21 protein-coding genes are annotated in these 23783 nt (G+C 69.4%); 12 read left to right on the forward strand and 9 right to left on the reverse strand.

Annotation, left to right across the window (positions count from 1 at the left end):
• Window positions 1-179: 179 nt before the first annotated feature.
• Together FBZ83_RS01030 and FBZ83_RS01035 are read right to left on the reverse strand one after the other, a co-directional pair.
• Complete coding sequence (locus FBZ83_RS01030; protein WP_145680685.1) at window positions 180-2168, reverse strand: PP2C family protein-serine/threonine phosphatase; 1989 nt, start codon at window positions 2166-2168, stop codon at window positions 180-182.
• A gap of 155 nt (window positions 2169-2323) precedes the next feature.
• Window positions 2324-3328, reverse strand: a complete 1005-nt coding sequence (locus FBZ83_RS01035; protein ID WP_145680686.1) for a zinc metalloprotease HtpX — start codon at window positions 3326-3328, stop codon at window positions 2324-2326.
• A 246-nt stretch (window positions 3329-3574) separates the two neighbouring features.
• Between FBZ83_RS01035 and FBZ83_RS01040 the strand changes: the two genes are divergently transcribed.
• A complete protein-coding gene (locus tag FBZ83_RS01040) occupies window positions 3575-4483 on the forward strand; it encodes a DnaJ C-terminal domain-containing protein (protein ID WP_145680687.1) in 909 nt (302 codons plus the stop codon).
• A 1-nt stretch (window position 4484) separates the two neighbouring features.
• Complete coding sequence (locus FBZ83_RS01045) at window positions 4485-4853, forward strand: chaperone modulator CbpM (RefSeq protein ID WP_145680688.1); 369 nt, start codon at window positions 4485-4487, stop codon at window positions 4851-4853.
• A gap of 1 nt (window position 4854) precedes the next feature.
• Here FBZ83_RS01045 and FBZ83_RS01050 read toward each other — a convergent pair whose 3' ends face one another.
• The gene (locus FBZ83_RS01050; RefSeq protein WP_014198714.1) at window positions 4855-5046 is read right to left on the reverse strand and encodes a hypothetical protein; all 192 of its coding nucleotides are present in this window, start codon (window positions 5044-5046) and stop codon (window positions 4855-4857) included.
• 335 nt (window positions 5047-5381) lie between these two features.
• Window positions 5382-6311: an NAD(P)/FAD-dependent oxidoreductase gene (locus tag FBZ83_RS01055; RefSeq protein WP_145680689.1), complete on the reverse strand. Its 930-nt coding sequence runs from the start codon at window positions 6309-6311 to the stop codon at window positions 5382-5384.
• Window positions 6312-6488: 177 nt separating this feature from the next.
• Between FBZ83_RS01055 and FBZ83_RS01060 the strand changes: the two genes are divergently transcribed.
• From FBZ83_RS01060 to FBZ83_RS01070, 3 genes are all read left to right on the forward strand, one after another.
• Complete coding sequence (locus FBZ83_RS01060) at window positions 6489-6878, forward strand: Hpt domain-containing protein (protein WP_145680690.1); 390 nt, start codon at window positions 6489-6491, stop codon at window positions 6876-6878.
• A gap of 73 nt (window positions 6879-6951) precedes the next feature.
• A complete protein-coding gene (locus tag FBZ83_RS01065) occupies window positions 6952-7323 on the forward strand; it encodes a response regulator (protein WP_247888082.1) in 372 nt (123 codons plus the stop codon).
• Between the two features lie 98 nt (window positions 7324-7421).
• On the forward strand, window positions 7422-7802 hold the full coding sequence (locus FBZ83_RS01070) for a hypothetical protein (RefSeq protein WP_145672131.1): 381 nt from the start codon (window positions 7422-7424) through the stop codon (window positions 7800-7802).
• Window positions 7803-7832: 30 nt separating this feature from the next.
• Here FBZ83_RS01070 and FBZ83_RS01075 read toward each other — a convergent pair whose 3' ends face one another.
• The gene (locus tag FBZ83_RS01075; protein WP_145680692.1) at window positions 7833-8780 is read right to left on the reverse strand and encodes a glutathione S-transferase family protein; all 948 of its coding nucleotides are present in this window, start codon (window positions 8778-8780) and stop codon (window positions 7833-7835) included.
• Window positions 8781-8844: 64 nt separating this feature from the next.
• On the reverse strand, window positions 8845-9447 hold the full coding sequence (wrbA, locus tag FBZ83_RS01080) for an NAD(P)H:quinone oxidoreductase (RefSeq protein WP_145680693.1): 603 nt from the start codon (window positions 9445-9447) through the stop codon (window positions 8845-8847).
• Between the two features lie 126 nt (window positions 9448-9573).
• Here wrbA and FBZ83_RS01085 point away from each other — a divergent pair, with 126 nt between their 5' ends.
• Window positions 9574-10512: a LysR family transcriptional regulator gene (locus FBZ83_RS01085; protein ID WP_145680694.1), complete on the forward strand. Its 939-nt coding sequence runs from the start codon at window positions 9574-9576 to the stop codon at window positions 10510-10512.
• Window positions 10513-10542: 30 nt separating this feature from the next.
• Here the strand turns inward: FBZ83_RS01085 and FBZ83_RS01090 are convergent, their stop codons facing one another.
• Window positions 10543-11892 (reverse strand): tetratricopeptide repeat protein, encoded by a 1350-nt coding sequence (locus FBZ83_RS01090; RefSeq protein WP_247888083.1) that lies wholly within the window; start codon window positions 11890-11892, stop codon window positions 10543-10545.
• Between the two features lie 597 nt (window positions 11893-12489).
• Here FBZ83_RS01090 and FBZ83_RS01095 point away from each other — a divergent pair.
• The 5 genes from FBZ83_RS01095 to FBZ83_RS01115 all read left to right on the forward strand — a co-directional run bounded on the left by FBZ83_RS01095 (window position 12490) and on the right by FBZ83_RS01115 (window position 17011).
• Window positions 12490-13134 (forward strand): transglycosylase SLT domain-containing protein, encoded by a 645-nt coding sequence (locus FBZ83_RS01095; RefSeq protein ID WP_247882931.1) that lies wholly within the window; start codon window positions 12490-12492, stop codon window positions 13132-13134.
• A gap of 81 nt (window positions 13135-13215) precedes the next feature.
• Window positions 13216-14055 (forward strand): 23S rRNA (adenine(2030)-N(6))-methyltransferase RlmJ, encoded by an 840-nt coding sequence (locus FBZ83_RS01100; RefSeq protein WP_145680696.1) that lies wholly within the window; start codon window positions 13216-13218, stop codon window positions 14053-14055.
• A 110-nt stretch (window positions 14056-14165) separates the two neighbouring features.
• Window positions 14166-15161, forward strand: coding sequence for a hypothetical protein (locus tag FBZ83_RS01105; protein WP_145680697.1), 996 nt, complete (start codon window positions 14166-14168; stop codon window positions 15159-15161).
• A 31-nt stretch (window positions 15162-15192) separates the two neighbouring features.
• Window positions 15193-16194 carry a hypothetical protein gene (locus FBZ83_RS01110; protein WP_145680698.1) on the forward strand — a complete coding sequence of 334 codons (1002 nt, stop codon included), beginning with the start codon at window positions 15193-15195 and terminating at the stop codon, window positions 16192-16194.
• A 91-nt stretch (window positions 16195-16285) separates the two neighbouring features.
• Window positions 16286-17011, forward strand: a complete 726-nt coding sequence (locus FBZ83_RS01115) for a fused DSP-PTPase phosphatase/NAD kinase-like protein (RefSeq protein ID WP_247888084.1) — start codon at window positions 16286-16288, stop codon at window positions 17009-17011.
• A gap of 13 nt (window positions 17012-17024) precedes the next feature.
• On the opposite strand, the gene FBZ83_RS01120 is transcribed toward FBZ83_RS01115, so the two are convergent.
• Window positions 17025-18803, reverse strand: coding sequence for a tetratricopeptide repeat protein (locus FBZ83_RS01120; RefSeq protein ID WP_186465945.1), 1779 nt, complete (start codon window positions 18801-18803; stop codon window positions 17025-17027).
• A 385-nt stretch (window positions 18804-19188) separates the two neighbouring features.
• On the opposite strand from FBZ83_RS01120, the gene FBZ83_RS01125 reads away from it, so the two are divergent.
• Window positions 19189-21774, forward strand: coding sequence for a PAS domain S-box protein (locus FBZ83_RS01125; protein WP_247888085.1), 2586 nt, complete (start codon window positions 19189-19191; stop codon window positions 21772-21774).
• Between the two features lie 44 nt (window positions 21775-21818).
• On the opposite strand, the gene FBZ83_RS01130 is transcribed toward FBZ83_RS01125, so the two are convergent.
• The gene (locus FBZ83_RS01130) at window positions 21819-23612 is read right to left on the reverse strand and encodes an ABC transporter ATP-binding protein (RefSeq protein ID WP_145680701.1); all 1794 of its coding nucleotides are present in this window, start codon (window positions 23610-23612) and stop codon (window positions 21819-21821) included.
• Window positions 23613-23783: the final 171 nt, after the last annotated feature.

Raw genomic sequence — 23783 nt, forward strand, 5'->3', positions numbered from 1 at the left:
TGGACAAGTCCTGCCGATCCTGTCCGGGGGCAACTGAACCGAAGCTGAACGGCGGAACCCAGGACTGAGATGGGGGCGCAGGGCTGGTCCGCGCCGGGGTCTCACGGATGACCCGGCGCACCAGCCGGGTCACCACCAACAGGGAGAAGCGCCGGTATACCGGCCTTGGCCGGACGGCGTCACACCGCCGCTTCGGATTCCGGTGCCAGCTCGGCGGCGGGCAGCAGCCGGCGGACGGTCAGGCAGACGATGTCGCCGGTCTGCCCGCCCACCCCCACATGAGCCTCCACCGCGCGCAGCAGCAGTTCGGAGCGGTCGCGTGCCGACAGGCCGCGGCCCTGGTGAAGGATTGCGGCCAGACGCTCCTCGCCGAACGGCTCGCGCTGGGCGTTCACCGCGCGCAGCACGCCCTCGGTGCACAGGAACAGCGTGTCCTCCTGCTCCAGCCGGGTCACCGCCTCGCCGTAGGGAATGCCCTTGCGCACGCCCAGCGCCGGACCGCCGGCGTCCGCCAGGGTCAGGACGCTGCCGTCCGCCCGGATGCGGCAGGGCGCGCGGTTGCCGGCGCTGGAATGGCTGAGCATTCCAGTCTCGCGGTCGTAGAGGGCGACGAAGGCGGTGGCGAAGCCGTCGAAGGGGCTCTGCCCGCACAGCCGGTCGTTGGCCGCCGCCAGGATGGCCGCGGGGGTCAGGCCCGGCCGGGCCGCCGCCTCGCGGATCGCGCCGCGCACCAGCAGCATCAGGAAGGCCGCCGGCACGCCCCAGCCGGACACGCCGGCCACCACCAGCAGGCAATGGCGCTCGTCCAGCTCGATCACGTCGTAGAAGTCGCCGCTGACCGCCGGGCCGGGCACCAGCAGGCCGAAGAACTGGCTGTCGCGCCCAGCGGGAAGCTGCTGCGGCAGCAGGTTCGCCTGCACGTCGCGGGCGGCGCGCTGCTCCTCCTCGATCAGGTGTTCGGCGGCGGCCAGCTTCTCGGTGCGGGTCTCCAACTCGGCCGTGCGCATCAGAAGCTGGGCGTCCAGCGTCTCCTCGCGGTAGGACGCCTCCAGCGCCATGCTGCGGAACACGCGGGCGAGGCGGCCCATCTCGTCGTTGCGCTCCATCGCCTCGTTCAGGGTGAACGGGTTGAAGCGCCCGGCCTCCACCGCGGCGACGGCCTCGCCCAGCCGCTCGATGGGGGCCATCTGGCTGCGCGCGAAGCGGACGGCGCCGTAGACGCCCAGCGCCAGGGCGAGCAACCCGACCACCACGCCGATCTTCACATGGCGGCCGACCACCGAGGACAGGTCCTCCGCCGGCAGGCGGACCACCGCGATGCCCGCCCCCTGCCCGGCTGCCCCCTGCCCGGCCACAGCCGGAACCGGGGCGAAGGCGGTGAGACGGTCGCCCTCGCGCAGCAGGCCGGTCTCGCCGGCCGCCGCCGCGGCCTTCGCCGCCTCCACCGCCCGCTCCGACAGCGGTCCGGCGCTGGGGCCGGTGGCGTGCGCGGCGAGACGCCCGTCGCGCTCCAGCAACCACGCGCCCTCCACCGTGCCGCCGGCCAGCAGGGAGGCCATCACGCCGTCCACCCCGGCCTTGCGGGCGATGTCGGCCAGCCGGCGCACGTCGGCGCCGACCTGGACGATGCGCGGCTTGTCGACGCCGGCCACGCCGGCGAACTTCATCAGCTTGCCACCTTCGGTGGCGGCGTCGGTCACCACCTTCTCCGGCGCGCGGTTCAGCAGGCCGTAATAGGGCGCCTGGCGCGGCTGCGCCCGCGCGTCGGGGCCGAAGGTGATGTCGGGGCCGGGGATATTGTGCAGATAGGCGCGGCCCCGGTTGTCGGTGACCCAGATCTCATCCGGCCCGCCGCCGTCCGCGACGGCCTTCAGCCGGTCGGTCACCGCCTTGGTCGGCGCCTTGCCCGCCTCCATCACCGCGACGAGATGGGCAGCGAGCGTCGCCTCCGACAGCAGACGGTCGCCCAGCAGCGCCTCGACGTCGCGCGGAACCTCGCGCGCCAGCGTGGCGCTGCGGGCCAACAGGGTCGCCGCACCGCGGCCGTCCGCTTCCACCCGCGTCTGGATCGCCGAATGGGTCGTCCAGGCCAGCAGAATCGTGACCAGCGCCACCGCCAGCGTCACCAGCCCGGAGATCAGGAGGACCAAACGCCCTTGAAAGGTCATGGAGGGGACCCGCCTTTTGTAGCCAACCGACCGCCGCGGGCGCTCCGCCGTCCCCGGACAAGCCTGGGGTTTGGGAAAATTGCCCGACCGCGCCCGTCGGTTCTACCCAGCCGGGCACCCCGAGTCCAGGAGTGGCGGACGCCGGCCCTGTAACCTCAGTACCAGTAGCCGCCGATCCGGTAGCGCGGGCGGCGCAGCGCCGCCGGCATGGCGAGGTGCGGCCGGGCGTGCAGAGGGTGGGCGTCGAGCCCAGGCAGGACCGGCGGCGGGGTGCGCAACGCCATCAGGCGGCGCACCCGCTCCTCGGTGTCCGGGTGGGTGCGCAGCAGGGACGGGATGTTCTGCGCCCGGCGGCGGCCAGGAAAGCGCAGCCCCTCCCACGGGCTGTGCTGAAGCCGCTCGATCCGGGCGAGCGCCGAGGCCACGCCCTCCGGGTCGCCGGTCAGGTGAGCGGCATCGAGGTCGGCGTCGAATTCCCGGGTGCGCGACAGGGCGAGTTGCAGAAGGACGCCGATCCAGGGTGCGGCGATAAGCAGCAGCACCAGCAGCCAGGGAACTCCCTCCTGCCACATCATCAGCAGGGGCAGGTTGAGAATCAGCAGGGCCATCCCGAAGACCGACATCAGCCGGGTCAGGCTGGTCACCGTGTCGGCCAGCCCCATCACGGTCAGGTCGTTGTTGCGCACGTGGCTGACCTCGTGGGCCAGCACACCGGCCAGTTCGCGCAGGCTGAGCGCGCGCAGCAGCCCGTCGGTGACCGCGATGGCCGACTGGTGGCGGCTGCCCACGGCGAAGGCGTTCAGCGCCGGGCTGGCGACGTACCACAGCTCCGGCACCGCGGGCAGTTCCGCCCGCCGGGCGATGACGGCCAGCGCGTCGAACAGGACCGGGGCCTCCGCATGGGTCAGGCGGCGGGCGCCGAACATGCCGAGCACCATGCGCGGCGACAGGCGCGGGCTGAACAGCAGGCTGACGGCGCCGCCGAGCAGCGCCCACAGCACCCCCTCCACCCCGGCCAGGATCATCCCGCACAGAGCCAGCAGCAGCACCATGCCGCCGAGCAGGAGGAGGGACTGGAGCACATTCGCGGTCTTGTGACGCCGCCGCAGGTCGGCGACGGCCTGGTCGGTGGGCATGAAGAACGGGTGCGTGCGCGGCATGTCGTGGGGTCCCTCCCTCACCAACTCCTTTTCGGGGCTCCTTTCGGGAACATTCAACCGGAAGCAAGTCCGGCCCGCACTATATTGGCGCTTTCGACCCGGTCGCCATCCCGGCCGCAAGCACAGGCACCGTGCGCCGTATGGATGGGCCGCCCTCTTGATTTGCGGGGAGGCCTTGTACACATACACGTCACACGTGCTCACCCTTTTGCCGCTGACCCCCGCTTTTCACTGACGGTCATCGCCATGAGCAATCCTTACGAGATTCTGGGCGTATCCCCCACCGCGTCGGACGACGAGATCCGCAAGGCCTACCGGAAGCTGGCCAAGAAGCACCACCCCGACCTCAACCCCGGCAAGGCGGAGGCCGAGCAGCGCTTCAAGGACATCAGCGCCGCCTACGGCCTGCTGTCGGATGCCGACAAGCGTGCCCGCTTCGACCGCGGAGAGATCGACGACTCCGGTCAGGAACGGCCGCAGCGCCACTATTACCGCGACTTCGCCGAAGGCCCGGCGGGCGCCCGCTACGCTCATGCCGAGGGCTTCGCGTCCGACGATCTCGAGCACATCTTCGCCGACCTGTTCGGCGCGCGCGGCGGCGCGCGTGGCGCCGCCATGCCGATGAAGGGCGGCAACCTCGGCATGGCGCTGACCGTCGACTTCCTGGCGGCGGCCAAGGGCGGCAAGCGCCGCGTCACCATGCCGGACGGCAAGACGCTGGAGATCGACCTGCCCGCCGGGCTGGAGGATGGCGGCACCATCCGCCTGAAGGGTCAGGGCTTGCCCGGCAGCAACGGCGGTCCGCCCGGCGACGCGCTGGTGACCGTCAAGGTCACCCCCCACCCCTGGTTCCGGCGCGACGGCGACGACATCCAGCTCGACCTGCCGGTGACCCTGGCCGAGGCGGTGCTGGGCGGCAAGGTGCGCGTGCCGACCATCGACGGGCCGGTGATGCTGACCGTTCCGAAAGGGGCGAACAACGGCACGCGGCTGCGGTTGAAGGGCAAGGGCCTTCCCGGAGCGAACGGGGCGCGCGGCGACCAGTATGTGACCCTGCGCATCGCCCTGCCCGACGCGCCCGACCCGGCGCTGGAGGCGTTCGTCCGGGATTGGAAGACCGACCACAACCCGAGACGGGATATGGAGGCCGCATGAGATGGACCGGAACGGCATGGACCAGGACGGCGTGGCATGGCGGACCGACGAAGTGCTGACGATCTGCCGGCGCGTCTCCTCCGCCCAATTGACGGTGTGGGTGGAGCGGCATTGGCTGCGGCCGCGTCACGAGGGGACCGGTTTCGTCTTCAGCGCGGCCGACATGGCCCGGCTGGAAATGATCTGCGATCTGCGGGAGGACTTGGCGCTCGACGACGAGGCGATGCCGGTGGTGCTGTCGCTGCTCGACACCGTCTATGGGCTGCGGCGGCGCCTGCGCGTGCTGGCCGAGGCCATCGGCGATCTGCCGCCAGAGGCCCGCTATCTGCTGCAGGACGAACTGCGGAAGCGGGAGGAAATGGAGGAGTAGGTCAGCTCCGGACGCCGAAGGCCCGTCCGCTCAGCGCGATGTCCTGGTTGAAGCCTTCCGCGACCCGGTCGTTGCCGCCGGACTGCATGCACAGCGTCACGTTGATGGCGCTGAGGATCGCGTGGTCGATCTGCTCCGGCTTGGCGTTGTGGCGTTTGATGGCTTGAAGCGCGCGGGTCACGGATTGGGCCATGGAGCAGGTTCCGTTCGTTCTGGCAGGCTGGCCGGGTTGATCGGGGGGTTGATCGATGACGGCATCATGCCGCCGTTTCGCTCATCCCGCTGTGCACCGGGCCACACCCGCCGCACGGACCGCCTCTCGCAATGGCGAGAGTCCTAAGGCCCAAATTCTTAATCAGGTGTAAACGTCCGGCCGAGCCCAAAAGGCATAACCCTTCATGCCTTTCCTGGAAGCTCCATCAAACCAAGAGCATAGCTCAAGCCATTGGTTTGGTATTACCATTCATTAATGTCAAATGCGACACTTTGCCCGGGACCGCTGGCCACTCGCCAGGGAGGCATCGTCCCTCAGAGGTCCCCGTCCTCCGCCAGGAGTCGGCGATGGATGGCGGTGGCGGCGATCGCGGCCTGTCCCATGGCGACCGAGATCTGGTTCAGCCCCTCCACGATGTCCCCCGCGGCGTAGAGCCCCTCGATCCCCGTCTGCTGGTGCCCGTCGGTGACCAGCCGTCCGCTCGGCCCGATGCGCACGCCCAGCCCCTTCACCGCCTCGTTGCGCGGGTGGCAGCCCAGGGCGGAATACAGAGTGTCGAAGGTCAGCCGCTCCCCGGACGCCGTGGTCAGGGCGGCGATCCGCCCGCCCTCGGTGTGGATTTCCACCACCGGCTCCTCGACGGCGCGCAGCCCGGCCTCGGCCATGCGGCGCTCCTCCGCCTCCTCCAGATTCATCGGCTCGCCGAGCGTCAGGACGGTGATGTCGCGGGAATAGGTGCGCAGGAACAGCGCCTCCCCCAGGGCTCCGGTGCCGTGGCCGATGACGCCGATGCGGTGGCCGGTCACCTCGAACCCGTCGCAGATCGGGCAATGGCGGACCAGCCCCCGCTGAACCGCCTGATACAGGTTGGGCAGTTCCGGCTCACGGTCAATCACGCCGGTGGCGGCCAGCACGGTGCGGGCGCGGAACAGCCGGCCGTCCTCCGTCCGCACGCGGTAGCCCTCGTCGCCGCGCTCCACCGCGGTCACCGTTCCCGGCACAATCCGGGCGCCGTAACGCTCCGCCTGGGCGCGCATGCGGGCCAGCAGCTCGTCGCCGGTCACCCCGTCCGGAAAGCCCGCGTGGTTGTGGGACAGCGGAATCCAGGAGGCGCGGCTCGCCCCGGAATCCACCACCAGGAAGCGGCGGCGGTAGCGCGCCAGATAGATCGCCGCGGTCAACCCGGCGGGGCCGCCGCCGACGATCAGGGTGTCCAGACTCTGTTCTTCGGGTGCGGCGGTCATCGCTCGGGCGTTCCAGCGGTCGTTGGCGACGTTGGGGAACAGGCTGCGCCTTCCCAGGTTCCGCGACCGGATGCTGCGGCGCCGAAGCGTCCATTCGTCGCGCCGGGCCCGGCTTGACCGGGTTGAATTGCCACACGCACTGTACGGCCATACCGTGTCCTGCCGGAAGCCGTCGCCGTGCCCCAGCCGCCGTCCAGCCAGCGCGAAGCGCACCCGGCAGACCTCCCGCCGTCCGACCGGGACATTCTCGATGTGGAGCCGATGCTGCGCAACTTCGGCGGCCCTGGCCCGACCGTCACGATGCTCTACGCCCTGTTCCTGGAAAACGCCGACGCGCTGTCACGCTCCTTGAAGGAGCGGCTGGCCGCCGGCGACCTGGATGGTGTCCGGCTGGCCGCCCATTCGGCGGCCGGCGCCGCCCGCAGCGCCGGGGCCGGGCGTCTCGCCGACCTGTTCGGCTCGGTGGAGGAGGCGGCCCTGCGCGGCGACGCGACGATCGCGCGGCGGGACGCGGCGGCCCTCGACCGCGCGCTGGCCGACGTGAAAATTTTGATTGCACGCATTTGAGTTTCTTTCGCGCTGATATATCATGCGGGCGTAACCCTTAGGGGTGTCCACGGGACGAAGCGCGAGGGTGGCCGTGTCGTTCAATTCGTGCGCGGTGCTGGTCGTTGAGGACGAGGTGGTGACCCGCAGCGTCTCGGTGCGGCTGCTGAAGCAGTTGGGTGTCGGCACGGTGATCGAGGCCGCCGACGGGGCGGAGGCGCTGGCCCGCTGCAACCGGGTCGATTTCGACGCGATCTTCTGCGACGTGGACATGGCGCCGATGGGCGGCCTAGCCTTTCTGCAGGCCTTGGACGGGCGGGCGCCGGTCATCATGCTGACCAAGCACGACGGGTCGGACGTCGTCCTGTCGGCCCTGCGCTCCGGTGCCACCGGCTATCTGGTGAAGCCGCTGACCCCGGTCGGCCTGCGCGAGAAACTGGAAAAAGCGCTGTCCGCGAAAGAGTAGAACCTTGACCGCGACATTATACTTTTCGTAACCACGGCGGAATTATTCTGTACACGGTGCATTGCTGCACCCTTGTGCGGATTGCCGGGAGATTCCGCATGCCCATGAACGTTCTGGAAGTGGCGATCTACGCCATGGTGCTCACCGCGTCGCAGCCGCGCCCCTATGAGTGCGTGGCGGTTCAGCCGGAGGGGGTGAACTGCACGAACGGCCTCGCCGTGGCGTCCGAGACGCCGAACGGCGTCATGGCCTTCAACACGGGCGTGCAGGTCATCAAGGACAACCAGGGCCGCGTGCGGCTGAGCAACGGAATCACCACCCATTTCGACGCCTCGGCCTGGGTGGCCTTCAAGAATCCCGGCGGGCAGACCCTGGTCAGCGTGCGCAAGACCGGGCCCTTCCGCTTCAAATTCTCCAACAGCTTCCAGTGCGAGATGATCGGGCCCAACCAGGACATGGCGCGCTGCTACAAGCCCTGACCCCGATCACCCCTCCCCTCATTCAAAAAGTCACCCCACCGCGTCACGGCCGTGCGGCGCGTCGAGGTCCAGCGCCGGCCCCTTCGGCACGATGCCGGTCGGGTTGATCATGGTGTGGCTGGCGTAATAGTGCCGCTTGATGTGGTGGAAATCGACCGTCTCCGCCACGCCGGGCACCTGATAGAGGTCGCGCAGATAGCCGGATAGGTTCGGATAGTCGGCGATGCGGCGCAGGTTGCACTTGAAGTGGCCGACATAGACGGCGTCGAAGCGCACCAGCGTGGTGAACAGGCGCCAATCGGCCTCGGTCTGCCGGTTCCCCAGCAGATAGCGCCGGTCGGCCAGCCGCTCGTTCAACTCGTCGAGCGCCGCGAAGAGGGCGTCGAACGCCTGCTCGTACTTCTCCTCACTGGTCGCGAAGCCGGCCTTGTAGACGCCGTTGTTGACACGGTCGTAGACGAAGGCGTTGAGGCGGTCGATCTCCTCCGCCAACTCCGCCGGGTAGAAGTCCAGCGAGGCGTCGCCGAAGGCGTCGAATTCCCGGTTCAGCATGCGGACGATCTCCGCGGACTCGTTGCTGACGATGGTCCCGGTCTTCCTGTCCCACAGCACCGGGACGGTGACGCGCCCCGAGTAGGTGGGATCGGCCTTGGTGTAGACCTCGTGCAGGCGGGTGGAGCCGGTGATCGGATCGGGCTCGGGGAAGGTCCAGCCCTCCTCGCGCATCAGGGGATCGACCACGGTGACGCCGATGGCGTCCTCCAGCCCCTTCAGCTTGCGCAGGATCAGCGTGCGGTGCGCCCAGGGGCAGGCCAGCGACACGAACAGGTGGTAGCGCCCGGCCTCCGGTTGGAACGGGGTCGAGCCGTCGGCCCGCACCCAATTGCGGAACTGGGTCTCCGGACGGACGAAGGCGCCGCCGCTGTTCTTGGTGTCGTACCACTGGTCGTGCCAGCGGCCGTCGATCAACAGGCCCATGCCCTGAACTCCCCTTCTTGCGGCCTCCCTCCCCCGCCCGGACGGCGGGAGAGGGTGCTCCGCCTCAACCGTGCAGCTTCTTGGCGATCTCCGCGACGTGACGCCCCTGGTAGCGGGCGCCGTCCAGTTCGACCGCGCTCGGCTGGCGGGAGCCGTCGCCACCGGCGATGGTGCTGGCGCCGTAGGGGCTGTTGCCCATCACCTCGTCCACGCCCATCTGGCCTTGGAAGCTGTAGGGCAGGCCGACGATCACCATGCCGTGGTGCAGAAGCACCGTGTGGGTGGTGAGGATCGTGCTCTCCTGCCCGCCGTGCTGGGTGGCCGAGGAGGAGAAGGCGGCGCCGACCTTGCCGACCAGCGCGCCCTTCGCCCACAGGCCGCCCGTCTGGTCGAGGAAGTTCTTCATCTGGCCCGGCATGTTGCCGTACCGCGTCGGCACGCCCAGGATGATGGCGTCGTAGTTGGCCAGCTCGTTCGGGTCGGCGATGGGAATGTTCGGCTCTTCCTTGAAGTGCGCCTTCTGCCGCACCTCCTCGGGGACCAGCTCCGGCACGCGCTTCACCGTCACCTCGGTTCCCGGAACCGAGCGGGCGCCCTCGGCCATCGCCTGCGCCATGGTGGAGATGTGGCCGTAGCTGCTGTAGTAGAGCACCAGAACCTTCGCCATGTCTCGTCTCCCCTCTGTCGTTGCGGCCGCGCCGGAGGCTGCGGCGTCCCAAAAGATAGCGCGTTGCCCCGTTTCGGCAAATCCAGGGCGCTGGAACTTCATTGTTCCCAGGTGTAGAACAATGGCATGGACCGCCTCGACGACATGATGGCCTTTATCAAGGTCGTGGACACCAAGAGCTTCACCACCGCGGCGGAGCGCCTGAACCTGTCCAAGTCCGTGGTTTCCCGCCGCATCGCGGAACTGGAGAACCGGCTGGGGGCGCGGCTGCTGAACCGCACCACGCGCAAGCTCAGCCTGACCGAGGTGGGACAAGCCTATTACGAGCGCTGCACCCGCATCATCGCCGACCTGGAGGAGGCGGAACAGGCCGTCGCCGACCTGCACGCCGCCCCGCGCGGGCGGCTGAAGGTCAACGCGCCGGTGTCCTTCGGACTGCTGCATCTGGCCAAGGCGGTGGCCGAGTTCCTTGAGCGCTATCCGTCCATCGAGATCGAGATGGACCTCAACGACCGTTACGTGGATCTGATCGACGAGGGCTACGATCTGGCGGTGCGCATCGGGCGGCTGCGCGACAGCTCGCTGATCGCCAAGCGGCTGGCCCCCAACCGGCAGGTGGTCTGCGCAAGCCCGGCTTATCTGGAGAAGCACGGCACTCCTCAGACGCCGGATGAGCTGTCCAATCACAACTGCCTGATTTACACCAATGTTCCGACTGCTGAGCAGTGGCAGTTCCGCGTTGGCGACGCCATGCGCTCCGTCCGGGTGTCGGGCTCGCTGCGCACCAACAACGGCGACCTGCTGCGCGAGTCCGCTATCGCCGGGGTCGGCATCATCGTGCTGCCCACCTTCCTGTGCGGCGAAGCGCTGTCCAAGGGGCAGCTCCAGTGCCTGCTGCTGGACTATTACATGGCGGAGTCGAACGTCTTCGCGGTCTACCCACAGAACCGGCATCTGTCGCCGAAGGTCCGCGTCTTCGTTGATTTCCTAGCTGAGCGTTTCGGCCCGCGCCCCTATTGGGACTGCGCCCTGCTCAGCCTGCAGCCGTTCCGGGCGGAGGCGTGACTCACACCCCCGTCCCGAGCGGCGTCTTTGTCAGTTTTCCGGCTTCTCCAATATAAAGAGCAGCCCCGGCACACCGACGCCCTTCTCCCGGCGGGGGGAGCAGGGCTCCATCAGCCGCACCGTCAGGCCCGCCGCCGCCGCCGTCTCGCGCAGATAGGCTTCGGTGTGGGCGTAGCGCCGCGACGGGCCGAGCGCATGGCCGGCGCCCGCCGCGTCCCCCTCCAGGCGCTCCACCGTCGCGGCGAAGCGGCCCGCCGGCCGCAGAGCCTTGGCGGCGCCGTCAAACAGCGCGGTCAGGTTGCCGAGATAGACCAGCACGTCAGCGGCGACCAGCAGGTCCCAGCTTCCCGGCGCCGGTGCCAGCGCCGCGACCACGTCGCCGACCGCCAACTCGTCATAGAGCGCGCGGGCGCGGGCCTTTTCGACCATGCGCGGGGCGAGATCGACCCCGGCGAGATACGCCGCCAAGGGGCGGAACGCCACGCCCGCCAAGCCGGTGCCGCAGCCGAGGTCCAGCACCCGCAACCCAGGTGCCCCAGGTTCGGAAGCCCCAGGTTCGGAAGCTCTAGGTTCGGAAGCTCTAGGTTCGGAAGCCGGCCCCAGCCGGTCCACCGCCTCGCGCAGCAGGGCCGGCGCGGAGTAGCCCAGCTTGCCCACCAGATCCTGGTCGAAGCGGTCGGCGTAACGGTCGAACAGGGCGCGCACATAGGCGGCCGACAGGTCCTCTCCCGCGCCGCCCTCCAGTGCGGAAATCAACGCCGCGCAGCCGAGTCGGCCGTCCGGGTCGAGGTGTTCGGCACGGCGCAGCGCGGTCAATGCCTTCGCCGGCTCCTGCAGCGCGATCCAGGCCCGCCCGATGGCGGCGTGCAGGTCCGCGTCCTCCGGGTCCCGGCGGGACAAGGGCTGCAGCAGTTCGACCGCGCCCAGCGCGTCGCCGGCCTCGACCAGCAGGGCGGCCAGTTCCAACGCCGCCTCGCGGTCGCCGGGGCGCAGAGCCACGGCCTCGCGGTACTCCTCCAGCGCGGCGTCCCGCCTGCCCGACGCCGCCAGGGCACGGGCGAGGCCGAGCCGGGCCGTTGCGGAATCCGGCCGTTCCGCCGTCAACACCCGCCCGGTGGCCACGGCCTCCTCGAACCGGCCAGCGGTCCGCAACGCCTCGGCCAGCGCGATCCGCCAGGGCCACACGCCGGGGTCGAGCGCCACCGCCCGCCCGCAGGCGGCCAGAGATCCAGCGGCCTCGCCCGCGTCCCGCGTGCTGTCGGCCAAGGCGCCCCAAGCCTCACCCGACGCCGGGTCGGCGGCGCAGGCAAGGCGGAAGGCACGCGCCGCCCCCACCGCGTCGGCGGCGTAGAGTCGGTCATAGCCAGTCTGGAACAACATGCCCGGAACGTCTCCGGGTTGGACGAGGGGGGCTGCCCCCTCCCGCTCGGCTTGAGCCGTTGAATCGCGATCCACGATCACTTCGCTATGGGAGATGCGCCGGCGCCGTCCCCCTCCGGGAGACTCCGGACTGCGAGAGACGACGTGAACTCCTGCACCAGCTTCGAGACGCGCGCAAGAGGCATCCGAAGGAGGTCATCCAACCACGAATCGAGCGTCAGACCGTCGCATTAGGCCGTTTGGAGGAAATTGTACGTCTTTTGCACAATCCACCACTTTCGGTTTTTCAAACGGCTTCGGAATCAGTGCCTTAATGGCTAAGTCCGAGGCGGGGAGTCGGCTTTTCCAACGGCCTTGTGACATCGTTCGAGCGAAAGGCGTGGTATTACCGGGCCGCAAATAGATTGACGCTGTATAAAATTTTTGGAAGTGTGGCTTCGGCGCCCGATGGTGGGCGCTGAACTTTCGGGTAGGAGGCGGTCACCGTAAGCGACTCGGTGACCGGTAATGGCGGCCCCGCGCGGGGGGCCAAAACGAAGCCGGATGACCCCGGCAACGAACGAGGGGACCGAGGATATGCAGGATCGAACTCAGCGCGTGCGACGCACGTATGGCGGCTGGATCGCTCTTGCACTGGGCTTAGCCGCCGCTCCGGTCCTCCTCGCCAAGCCCGCCGCCGCCCAGGACAGCAGCTGCGTCTCCCACGCCGTGGAGGCCGAGCGCAAGTTCAACATCCCCTCCGGCCTTCTCGTCGCCATCGCCCTGGTGGAAAGCGGGCAGGACGGCGCCCCGACCCCCTTCGCGATGAGCGTGGAAGGCCGTCCGGTCTACGCCCGCAACGCCAATGACGCCGCCCGGCACCTCCGCGACAAGCGCGGCCAGCTTCGGCAGAACGTCTATGTCGGCTGCATGCAGATCTCGCTGGGCACCCACCGTGGCGAGTTCCAGCCGGTGGAGCGGATCGTCGACCCCCGCGAGAACGTCAACTACGCCGGCCGCCTGCTGCTTCGCCTGCACGGCGAGCAGGGCAGCTGGAAGACCGCCGTCGCCCGCTACAACGGCGGCTCCACCCGTCAGGCCCAGAACTACGTCTGCAAGATCTGGCAGCACCTGAACGAGCTGGACCCGAAGAGCGCCAAGCTGCTGGAATCCGCCCGTTGCGGCGACTCCGAACCGGCCAGCATCGCGCCGAGCACCCGCCGCACCTTCCGCAACGCCCAGCAGGTCGCCTCCCTGGACTGATCCCGGCGTCGCGCCCGGCATCGTCATGACCCGCTCGCAGGGGATGGCGCGGAACGCCCCGATGGGCTAAATCCCTGCCCCATGAACTACCGTCACATTTTCCACGCCGGCAACCCCGCCGATGTGATGAAGCACGCCGTCCTGGCGCTGATCATCGATCATCTGCGCGCCAAGCCGGCGCCCTTCTGCGTGCTCGACGCCCACGCCGGCATCGGGCGCTACGACCTGGACTCCGAACCGGCGCGCAAGACGCTGGAGTTCCAGGGCGGAATCGGACGGCTGTTCGGCCGGCCGGCGCCGCACCCGGCGCTGCGGCCCTATCTCGACGCGGTGTCGGCTCTGAACCCGGACGGGCGGCTGCGCTGGTATCCCGGATCACCCCGGCTGGCCCGGGCGCTGCTGCGCGAGCAGGACCGGCTCCTCCTCAACGAGCTTCACCCCGACGACTGGCAGACCCTGAAGACGGAGTTCGCCGGGGACCGTCAGGTCTCGGTCTTCAAGACGGATGCCTATCAGGCGCTGAAGGCCCATCTGCCGCCGCGGGAAAAGCGCGGCCTCGCGCTGATCGACCCGCCCTTCGAGCAGCCGGACGAGTTCGCCCGCATGGCCGAGGGGCTGAAGGCCGCGCACAAGCGCTGGTCCACCGGCATTTACGCCCTGTGGTACCCGATCAAGGAGCGTGCCGCCGTCTGGCGCTTCCAGGAGGCGGTGGAGAACACCGGCATCCGCAAGATCCTGAGGGTCGAGCTGACCTGGCACCCGGAGGACACCCACCTCCGGCTGAACGGCTCCGGCCTTCTGATCGTCAACCCGCCCTGGACGCTGGACGACACGCTGCGCGACCTGCTGCCGGCGCTGCACGCCGCCCTGCCCTCCACCGGCGGTGGCTGCACGGTCGACTGGCTGGTTCCGGAAGGTTGAAACCGCAAATTTCAACGGGAAAGCGTCAACCGGTCACAGAGGTTGCCGTTGCAACCGCCCCGCCAATCGCCCTAGGCTGAACGGGATTACTCCGTTCCGGCAAGGCCACGATGTCCCGTTCCAACGAATTCGCCAGCAGCTTCATCAAGGCTCACGCCGACGCCGGGTTGGAGCGCGTCTCGATCGCCCACATCCTCCAGACCATCCAGAAGGACCCGGCCTTCCTGTTCAGCGAGGAGTTGCGGCGCGGCGGCGGCCAGTGCCCGATGCACGCAGCCCCCAACGCCGACGACGCGGACAAGGTGACGGTCAACACGCTGCTGGCCTACCTGTTCGAACGGCTGCGCGACCATGTGGCGTCCAAGCTGCCGCTGGACGAGCGCGGACAGGTGATGCTGCCGATCCCGCCGCGCTCCCCGCACGGCATCAACCCGGCCGACCGCGCCGCGATGGCGGCCGCGCCGCTCGACGTGATGGCCTCGGTCCTGCGCGACGCCACCTGTCACCTGCTGGACGGCCTCATCACCGGCTGGGCGGCCGACCTGCTGTCGGAGGAGGAGCATTACCGGGCGCAGGGCACGGGCGAAATCTCCGCCGCCGCCGCCGCCACCTTCATCCTGCGCACGACGCTGGAGGATTCGCCGCTCTACCAGCGCGCCGGCTACGACATGCTGTCGATCACCAAGACCGGCAGCCACACCGCCATCCACATCTGCTGGGCGATGGTCGAGGCCGCCCCCCTGCTGCTCCCGGACAAGGACGCGGCGGCTTACGACGACCTCGTGCGGCGCAGCCTGAAGCAGGTGGTGCCGCTGTCGATGGCCAGCCTGGGCATGCTGGTCCATTACATGGAGGCGTCGGGGATCGAACCCCACGACGGCCTCGCCATCCACCTGCTGCCCAAGGACCAGACGGCCTTCGTCCTCGACGAGGCCGGGCTGATCTGCCTGAACCCGGAGCCGATCACCCGCTTCGCCAAGCCCGACGAGCGGCACTACACCGGCTGCCCGGCCTTCTACACGCCCGGCTTCATCAAACTGTATCTCGACATCGTGGCCAGCATCGCCATGGACTACGGCGTCTACGACCGGCTTCGCGACCGCTGACCGTCCTCACCCACGAGATTGACGCCCCATCATGGCCCGCTCCAACGACTTCGCCCTGACCTATCTCGCCGCGCATGAGGAAGCCGGGATGACCCGGATCAACCTCGCGCCGATCCTGCACCGCATCACCGAGGACCCGAACTACCTCTTCACCGAGGAGCTTCAACGCCTCGCCGGCCAGTGCCCGGCCCACGCGGACACCCGCAAGGAGGATTACGAGAAGGTCGCGATCAACACGCTGCTGGCTTTCCTCTACAACGACCTGCGCGACCACATCACCAACCGCATGCCGCTGGACGCCGACGGCCATCTGCAATTGTGCAACCCGCCGGACTCGCCGCACGGGCTGGACGTCGCCGACGCCGCCGGGCTGGACGCCGCCTCGGCGGAGACGCTGATCGGCTTCCTGCGCGACAGCGTGTGCCACCTGCTGGACGCCATCATCAAGGACTGGGCGATCAAGGTGACCCTGGAGGAGGAGCGCTGCCGGGCGGAGGGCGCCATCACCCCGCTCGCCGCGGCCAGCTTCGTCCTCGCCAACACGCTGGAGGCGTCGGTGCTGCACGCGCCGTCCGGCTACGACATGCTGTCGATCACCAAGACGGGCAGCCACACCGCGCTCCACGTCTGCTGGAACCTGTGCGAGTCGGCGCCGATGCTGAAGCCCGGCCTGACCCCGGCCGAGTACGACGACCTGTCGCGCCGCAGCCTGAAGCAGGTGCTGCCGCTTGCTATGGGCAGCCTCGGCATGCTCTGCCAGTTCATGGGGGCCGGCCACATCGAGGCCGACGACCACCAGGCCATCCACCCCCTGCCCCGCCACCAGACCGCCTTCGTCTATGACGCGGAGGCGCCGGGCGGCATGATCGTCCTGAACGCCGACCTGATCGAGCCGACCGCGCAGGCGGGCGAGCGCCACTACACCGGCTGCCCGGCCTTCTACGCCAACGGCCTGATCAATCTCTACATGGAGATCGTGCTGTCGCTGGCCGCGCGGTACGACATCTACGGGCGCGTCCTGCGGGCCGGATGACCAAAGCGCCGCACAGCCCAGCGGTGCGGCGGCCTTGACGCCACGCAAAGTGTGCCTATCTTGGCGGCCTTGTCGATTTGGAGACTGCTGCGTGGCCACCACCCGGAAGATGTTGCGCCGTTACACGACCACCGCCCTGGCCGACGGGATCAAGCGGGCGCGCGGGCGCATGGTCTCCCCGCTGCAACGGGCGCTCGGGCATGTCGAAAGCGTGTTCATCGACCACGCCTGCTTCCGGCTGGTCTATTCGAACACCCACCGCATCTCCCCCAACATGTACCGGGCGAGCCAGCCCTCGCCCTCGCACATCCGGGAAGCGGCGCGGCACGGCGTGAAGACCATCCTGAACCTGCGCGGCGGCCGCGACTGCGCCTCCTACATCCTGGAGGCCGAGGCCTGCCGGGCGGCCGGGCTGACGCTGGTGGACTTTCCCGTCAACTCCCGCGACATGCCGAAGAAGGAGACGCTGCTGAAGGCCCGCGACCTGTTCGCGACCATGCAGTATCCGGCGCTTCTCCATTGCAAGTCGGGGGCGGACCGCGCCGGTTTCATGTCGGCGCTCTACCTCTTCATCCACGAGGGCGTGCCGCTGGAGCGGGCGACCAAGCAGCTCCATTGGAAGTACGGCCACTTCAAGCAGGCGAAGACCGGCATCCTCGACTATTTCTTCGAGCTGTACGCCGCCTACAACGAGAAGCGCCCGATCGCCTTCTGGGACTGGGTGGAGCGCGTTTACGACCCGGTGGAGGCCAAGGCCAGCTTCCGCTCCCGCGAGTGGGCCGACACGGTGGTCGACCGGGTCCTCGGCCGGGAGTGACCCGGCGGGCGCGTCACTTCGCGCCGACGAAGTGGCAGTAGGGGAAGTTCAGGAAGTCGAAGCGGCGCACCCGGATCGGTTCGTGGCGATTCAGCCAGTCGAGCACCGCGTAATGGGCCATCTGGTCCAGCATCCAATAGACCTCCGCTCCCGCCAGGAAATGCCCGATGTAGGCGCCGAGCAGCGACAGGAAGCGGTCGCCGCCCGGCGTGTTGTTGTAGACGTTGAAGCAGACGGTGATTTCCCGCGACGGCCCACGGCGGCGCCCGTCGATGAGGAACCCGACGTCATGGTCGGCCATGTCCTCCCGCAAGCTCCGCAGGTCCTGGGCGATCCGCGCGTCGGTGTCGATCACCATCAGCGGGCGGTCCAAGCGGCGCAGCCACTGCAAGGCGCGGAGGAAGCGGGCAGAGGCGTAATAGGTGACGCGCTTGATGTCGGTCCATCCGGCCATGTCCGGCCGGTCCAGCGAGAAGCCCACGCTCAATCGGCCATCCCGGCTCCAACGGGCCATGGCCTGCTCCGTCTCCGGCGAGGGCGCCACCACATGGACGGCGACCGTGGCGCCCGGCATCCGCTCCGCCAGCGACTCCAGCAGCGCCGGGGCGAACCGGCGGAAATAGACGTCGTCGCAGCAGAAGAAGACCGCCGGCTCCCCGGTGGGTCCCGGCACCGGGGCGATCCGGCAATCCAGGGGGGCCATGCCCTCCAGCACCGTTTCGACCGGCGGCAGGGCGCGGAAGAAGGCGTCGTCGGCGCGCAGCATGGTCCATAGGCCCAGCTCATGCTCCCGGGCGACCTCCGCCGCGGTGAAGCGCCGGCGGAAGCGCCGGCCCAGCCAGGAGGCGAGGACGAGCCGGTCCCGGCGGTAGGCGTGGAAGCCGATGACCGACGCCGCCACCGTGTCCTTGGGGTGGCGCCGCAGGCGGACCCAGGCGGCCCGCGCCCCGTCGCGCAGGACCGCGTCGGACGCCAGACCCACCTGCACCAGCGTCGCCACCGCGGCGACGTGCAGCCAGTCGGCCTCGTCATCGTCCGGGCGGGCGGCGACGGCCCGGCGCAAGGCGCCGATGGCCTCCTCGACCAGCGCCCGGTCGACGGCGAAGGGCTTGCCGTCCTGCACCCCCATCGCCCCGCTGCGCTCCAGCAGCAGGCGCCCCAGCAGCCGGTTGGCCCGGTGGTTCCCGTCATCGCGGTCCAGGGCGGTGCGCGCCATCGCTTCCGCCGTCGCCGGATCGCCGACCGTCACCAGGGACTCCGCCGCCGCAACCCGGGTTTCAGCGTCCGCCAAGGGGAGGCGCGCCGCGGCGCTCCGCCGCTCGGCCTCGTCCAGGCGCGCGCCCCACTGCTCACGCAACGCCGCCCGGTTGCCCGCCGCCCCGGCATGGCCGGGTTCAAGATTCAGGGTCCGCCGGTAGCTCCGCTCGGCGCCGGCCGCCTTCTCCTGCTGCTTCAAGCCGTTGCCGAGGTTGAACCAGGAGGCCGCGTGCGCCGGGTCGAGGGCCAGCGCCCGATGCAGGCAGCCGATGGCCTCCGCTCCCTGCCCGGCCAGACGCAGGGCGGCGGCGAGGTTGCTGTAGCCGGCGACGCCGCCGGGCTCCAACCGCAGGATGGTTCGGAAATGGCCGACGGCCTCGGCAGGACGCCCGGTCTGCACCAGAAGCATCGCCAGCATCTGCAGCGCGCCGCGATTCGCCGGCTCGCGCTCCAGCACGGCACGGTAAAGCGGCTCCGCCCCCGCGTGGTTGCCGGATTTGTGCAGGCGGATCGCATCGTCGAGGGAAGGTTCCATGAGGCGGGACCATAGACCGGATCGGCCCCGGCGCCAATTGCCGGCGGGGCATCCGGGGCCCCTTCCCTGGGCGGGTCGATGGATTCTCAACCGATTATTGTGTGGTATGATACAATCCGGTTTAGAGATGCCAAGCAACCGGTGACCCAGGGGTGGCCTGCGAAATGCCTCGGTACGTTCGGACCGGACACGTCTCCTTGATCGATGGCCCCGATAAAACCAAGCCGTTTCATGGACTTCGAGGGATGAGAGCGCGCGCTGCGGTGCCGTCCGGACCGCGAGGAACCACCCGCGACGAAGCCCCCCGCCGACTCGGTCGCTGTCCGCAAGCGATCCGACACCGGGTTGTGTTCGGACGCCGGCCGATTCGATGACCCCCAATCCGATGATGCCACCGCGGCCGACGGCTTGGCTGCGCCCGCAACGGGTCCGGGGCTGGCTCGTCCTGCTCGTCATGGCGGTCGCCGTGCCGCTGGTCCTCTTCTCGGTGTTCCTCCTCATCCGCAACGTCGACGCGCAGGCCCGGCAAACGGAACAGCTCGTCCTCGACCGGACGCGCCTGTTGGCGGAGGATGTGGAGCGCGAGGTGAGCCGCCTGATCGCCGCCGCCGAGGTGCTGTCCACAACGGAAAGCCTGACAACAGGCGATATGGCCGCTTTTTACCGGCAGGCCGCCGGCACGCGCGACCGGCTGGGCACCAACGTGGTTCTGCGCGATCCGCAGGGCCGGCAATGGGTCAACAGCCGGGTGCCCTGGGGCGAGGAGCTGCCGGACCGCACCGTGCTCGATGCCGATCAGCGGGTGATGGACACGGGAAGACCGCAGGTCACCGGACTGTTCATCGGCGGCGTAAGCCAGATGCCGCTTCTCGCGATCGTCGCCCCGGTGATCCGCGACGGCCAGATCCGCTACCTGCTGAGCCTCAACATTCCCCAGGACCGGATTCAGGCCATCGTGTCGCCGGAACGCATCCCGGCGGGCTGGCGGGCCGGGGTGATCGACCAGGACGGCGTCGTCATCGCCCGGTCGCACCAGACCGAGCAGTTCGTCGGCAAGCGCCTTCCCGACTCCTTGTGGACCGGGATGCAGCGGGTACCGGACGGCTTCCACAGCGCCGTCAATCTGGAGGGTGTGGAGGCGATCCAGACCTACAACCGATCCCGCAGCTTCGGCTGGGTGGTCGCGATGAGCGTCCCCACCGCCCTGGTGGCGACCCCGGCGCGCCACGCCCTCCTGCTCTTCACCGGCGGCGGCGTGGTCCTTCTGCTGATCGGGGTCGCGGCGGCGATCCTGCTTGGGCGGCGCCTGACGCGATCCGTCTCCCAACTGGCCGAAGCGGCCCAGGCCCTGGGCGCCGGACGCACCGTGCCGCCGCCCGGCGGCGGCGTGGCGGAGATCGAGGCGGTGGGCCGCGCCATCCGCGGCGCGGCGGATCTCATCCGGCGACGCGAGGCGGCGCTGGCGGAAAGCGAGGCACGCCACCGGGCCATCGTGCAGACCGCAGTGGACGCCATGCTGGTGATCGACGAGACCGGCACGATCCAGAGCTTCAACCCGGCGGCGGAGCGCATCTTCGGCTACGAGACCGGCGAAGCGGTCGGCCGGAACATCCGCATCCTCATGCCGGAGCCCTACCACTCCGCCCATGACGGCTATCTCCAGGCCTACCAGAATACGGGCGAGAGGAGGATTATCGGCATCGGGCGCGAGGTGGAGGGGCGGCACAAGGACGGTTCGATCTTCCCGATCGAACTGGCGGTCACCGAATGGACCGCCGGGGAACGCCGCTTCTTCACCGGGATCGTCCGCAACATCACCGAGCGCCGCCGCGCCGAGGATGCCCTGCGCGCCTCGAAGGCCGAGGCCGACCGCGCCAACGTCGCGAAGTCCAAGTTCCTCGCCGCCGCGAGCCACGACCTGCGGCAGCCGGTCCAGGCGATGATGCTGTTCCAGTCGGCGCTGGAGGAACGGCTGGGCGGGCACCCCGCCGCCCCTCTTCTCGATTCCATGGGGCTGGCCATGGACGGGCTGCGCATGCTGCTCGACAGCCTGCTCGACGTGTCCAAGCTGGACGCCGGGCTGATCGTGCCGCAACTGCAGGATCTGGCGATCGGCCCGATGATCGAACAGCTCGCCGCCGAGTATCACCCCCAGGCGCAGGCCAAGGGGCTGCGGTTGCGCGCGGTTCCCTGCGCCCTGACGATCCGCAGCGACCCGGCCCTGCTGATGCGAATCCTGCGCAACCTCGTGGAAAACGCGTTGCGCTACACCGAACGGGGCGGCCTGCTGATCGGTTGCCGACGCCGGGGCGACCGCCTGCGCATCGAGGTGATGGACTCAGGCATCGGCATCCGGTCCGACAAGCACGAGGAGATTTTCGAGGAGTTCTTCCAGGTCGCCAACCAGGAGCGGGACCGCAGCAAGGGGCTGGGGCTCGGCCTGGCGGTGGTGCGCCGCCTCGCCCGCCTGCTCGGCCACACGATCCATCTGCGCTCGCGGCCGGGACGAGGTTCCGCCTTCTGCATCGACGTGCCGTTGGTCACCCGCCAAGCCACCGGCGCCGCGCCGCCGGAAGCCCGTCTGGTGACGGGCGACGGGCGGGGCATGATCCTGGTGATCGACGACGAACCGCTGATCCGCCTAGGCCTGCAGGCGATGCTGGAGGGCTGGGGGTATCGGGTGCTGACGGCCGGCTCCATTGAGGACGCGGTCCGGCACGTCGAGAGCGGCGAATGGCCGAGCGCCATCCTGGCCGACTACCGCCTGCGCGATGGCAAGACCGGGTTGGACGCCATCCGGGCGGTCTGCGACCGGCTGCGGGCGCCGGTGCCGGCGACGATCATCACCGGCGACACCGCGCCGGAGCGGCTGGCGGAAGCCCGCGCGGGCGGCCACACCCTGCTGCACAAGCCCATCGCCGCCCAGGAGCTGCGCAACGCCGTGGTGGAGATGCTGCCCGCGGCGGAATGACCGCGGGCCGGCCACATTCCGACCCGCCCGTTCAGTTCACGGGGTCAGGGCGCCAGCAGGGCGGCCTCACCGTCCTCGCCGAACTGGAGCTTGCACAGGCGGGCGTAGGTGCCGTTCTGCGCGATCAGGGCGTCGTGGGTGCCCTGCTCCAGAATGCGCCCGCCCTCCATCACGACGATCCGGTCGGCGTTGCGCACGGTGGCCAGACGGTGCGCGATGACCAGCGTCGTGCGCCCCTGGGTCAGCCGCTCCAGCGCGCCCTGCACCAGCCGCTCGGACTCGCTGTCCAGCGCGCTCGTCGCCTCGTCGAGCAGAAGGATCGGCGCGTCCTTCAGGAAGGCGCGGGCGAGCGCGAGGCGCTGCCGCTCGCCGCCCGACAGCTTCACGCCGCGGTCGCCGATCACCGTGTCGTAGCCCTCCGGCAGCCGGGCGACGAAGTCGTGCGCGGCGGCGGCCTTCGCGGCGGCCACGATGTCGTCGAAGGGGGCGTCCAGCCGGCCGAAGGCGATGTTGGCCCGCACCGTGTCGTTGAACAGGACGGTGTCCTGGCTGACCAGCGAGATCACGCCGCGCAGGCTTTTCAGCGTCACCGCCCGCACGTCCTGCCCGTCGATCAGCACCTGCCCGCCGGTCGCGTCGTAGAGGCGCGGGATCAGGTTGAACACCGTGGACTTGCCGGCGCCGCTGCGCCCGACCAGGGCCACCGTGGCCCCCGCCGGAACCTCCAGGTCGATGCCCTTCAGCGTCTCCGTTCCCTCCTCGTAGGCGAAGCGGACGTCGCGCAGGGACACGGCGGCGCGTTCCACCGCCAGGGGCTTGGCGCCGGGCTGCTCGGTGATGGTCGGCTTCTCGTCCACCAGCTCGAAGATGCGTTGGGCGGCGGCCAGACCTTCCTGGAGCACGGCGTTCAGCGTGCCGATGGCCCGCACCGGCTGCGCCGCCATCAGGAGCGCGCCGACGAAGCCGGAGAAGGCGCCGACCGAGCCTTCGCCCACCGCCATGCGGTAGCCGGCGAAGGCGATCACCCCGGCCACCGCGGCGCCGCCCAGAACCTCCATCATCGGGTCGATGCGCGAGCGGGCGCGGGTCGCCTTCATGGTCAGGGCGAAGTTGTCCTCGAAGGCGCGGGCGGCGCGGGCGCGCTCGTACTCCTCCAGCGAGTAGGTCTTCACCATGCGGGCGCCGGCCAGGCTTTCCGTCAGCAGGGCGGTCATGTCGCCCATCTGCGCCTGGGTGTCGCGCGACACGCGCCGCAGCCGCTTGCCGATGTTCACGATGGGAATGGCGGCGATCGGGTAGATCAGGAAGACGATCAGCGACAGCACCCAGTCGAGATAGAACATCGACCCGACCAGCGCAATCACCGTCAGGATGTCGCGCACCAGCCCGGTCAGGGTCCGCGACAGGGCGTTGCGGATCAGGTCGACGTCGCTGATGAAGCGGGAGGTCAGCGTCCCGGTGGGGGCCGCGTGAAGCTGCGCGGTGTCGGACCGCAGCAGATGGTCGAACATCGACAGGCGCACGTCGGTGATGATCCGCTGCACGATGTCGGTGGTCACCACCGTCTGGGAATACATGGACAGCGCCTTGACCGCCGTGACCACGATGATCAGCAGCGGGATGACCAGCAGCATGCCGCGGTCCTGCTCGGAGAACATCGAATAGGCCTGGTCGATCAGCAGCGGATAGGCGCCGGTCGCCGCCGCCACCACGGCCATCAGCAGGAAGGACACCATCAGCTTGCCGGTGTAGGGGCGCACCCATTCCCGCAGCATGCGGCCGACCAGCCGTTCCGTCGCCGCGTCGAGGCGCAGCCGTTCTCCGCTCTTCTTGCTCACGTGCACGTCTTCCTGTAGCGCAATCGCGATGGCTTAGCCGATGGCGCCGGTGCTTGTCCACCGGGCCTTACTTCACCAGACCTTATCCGGCGGGCCTTGTCCGGCGGGGCGGAACCGATCAAGCTTCCTTAACCGGGCGGATGGCACGATACCGACCGGAACGCGCTCCAC

This window comes from Azospirillum brasilense (assembly GCF_007827815.1).
GTDB classification, from domain to species: Bacteria; Pseudomonadota; Alphaproteobacteria; order Azospirillales; family Azospirillaceae; genus Azospirillum; species Azospirillum brasilense_C.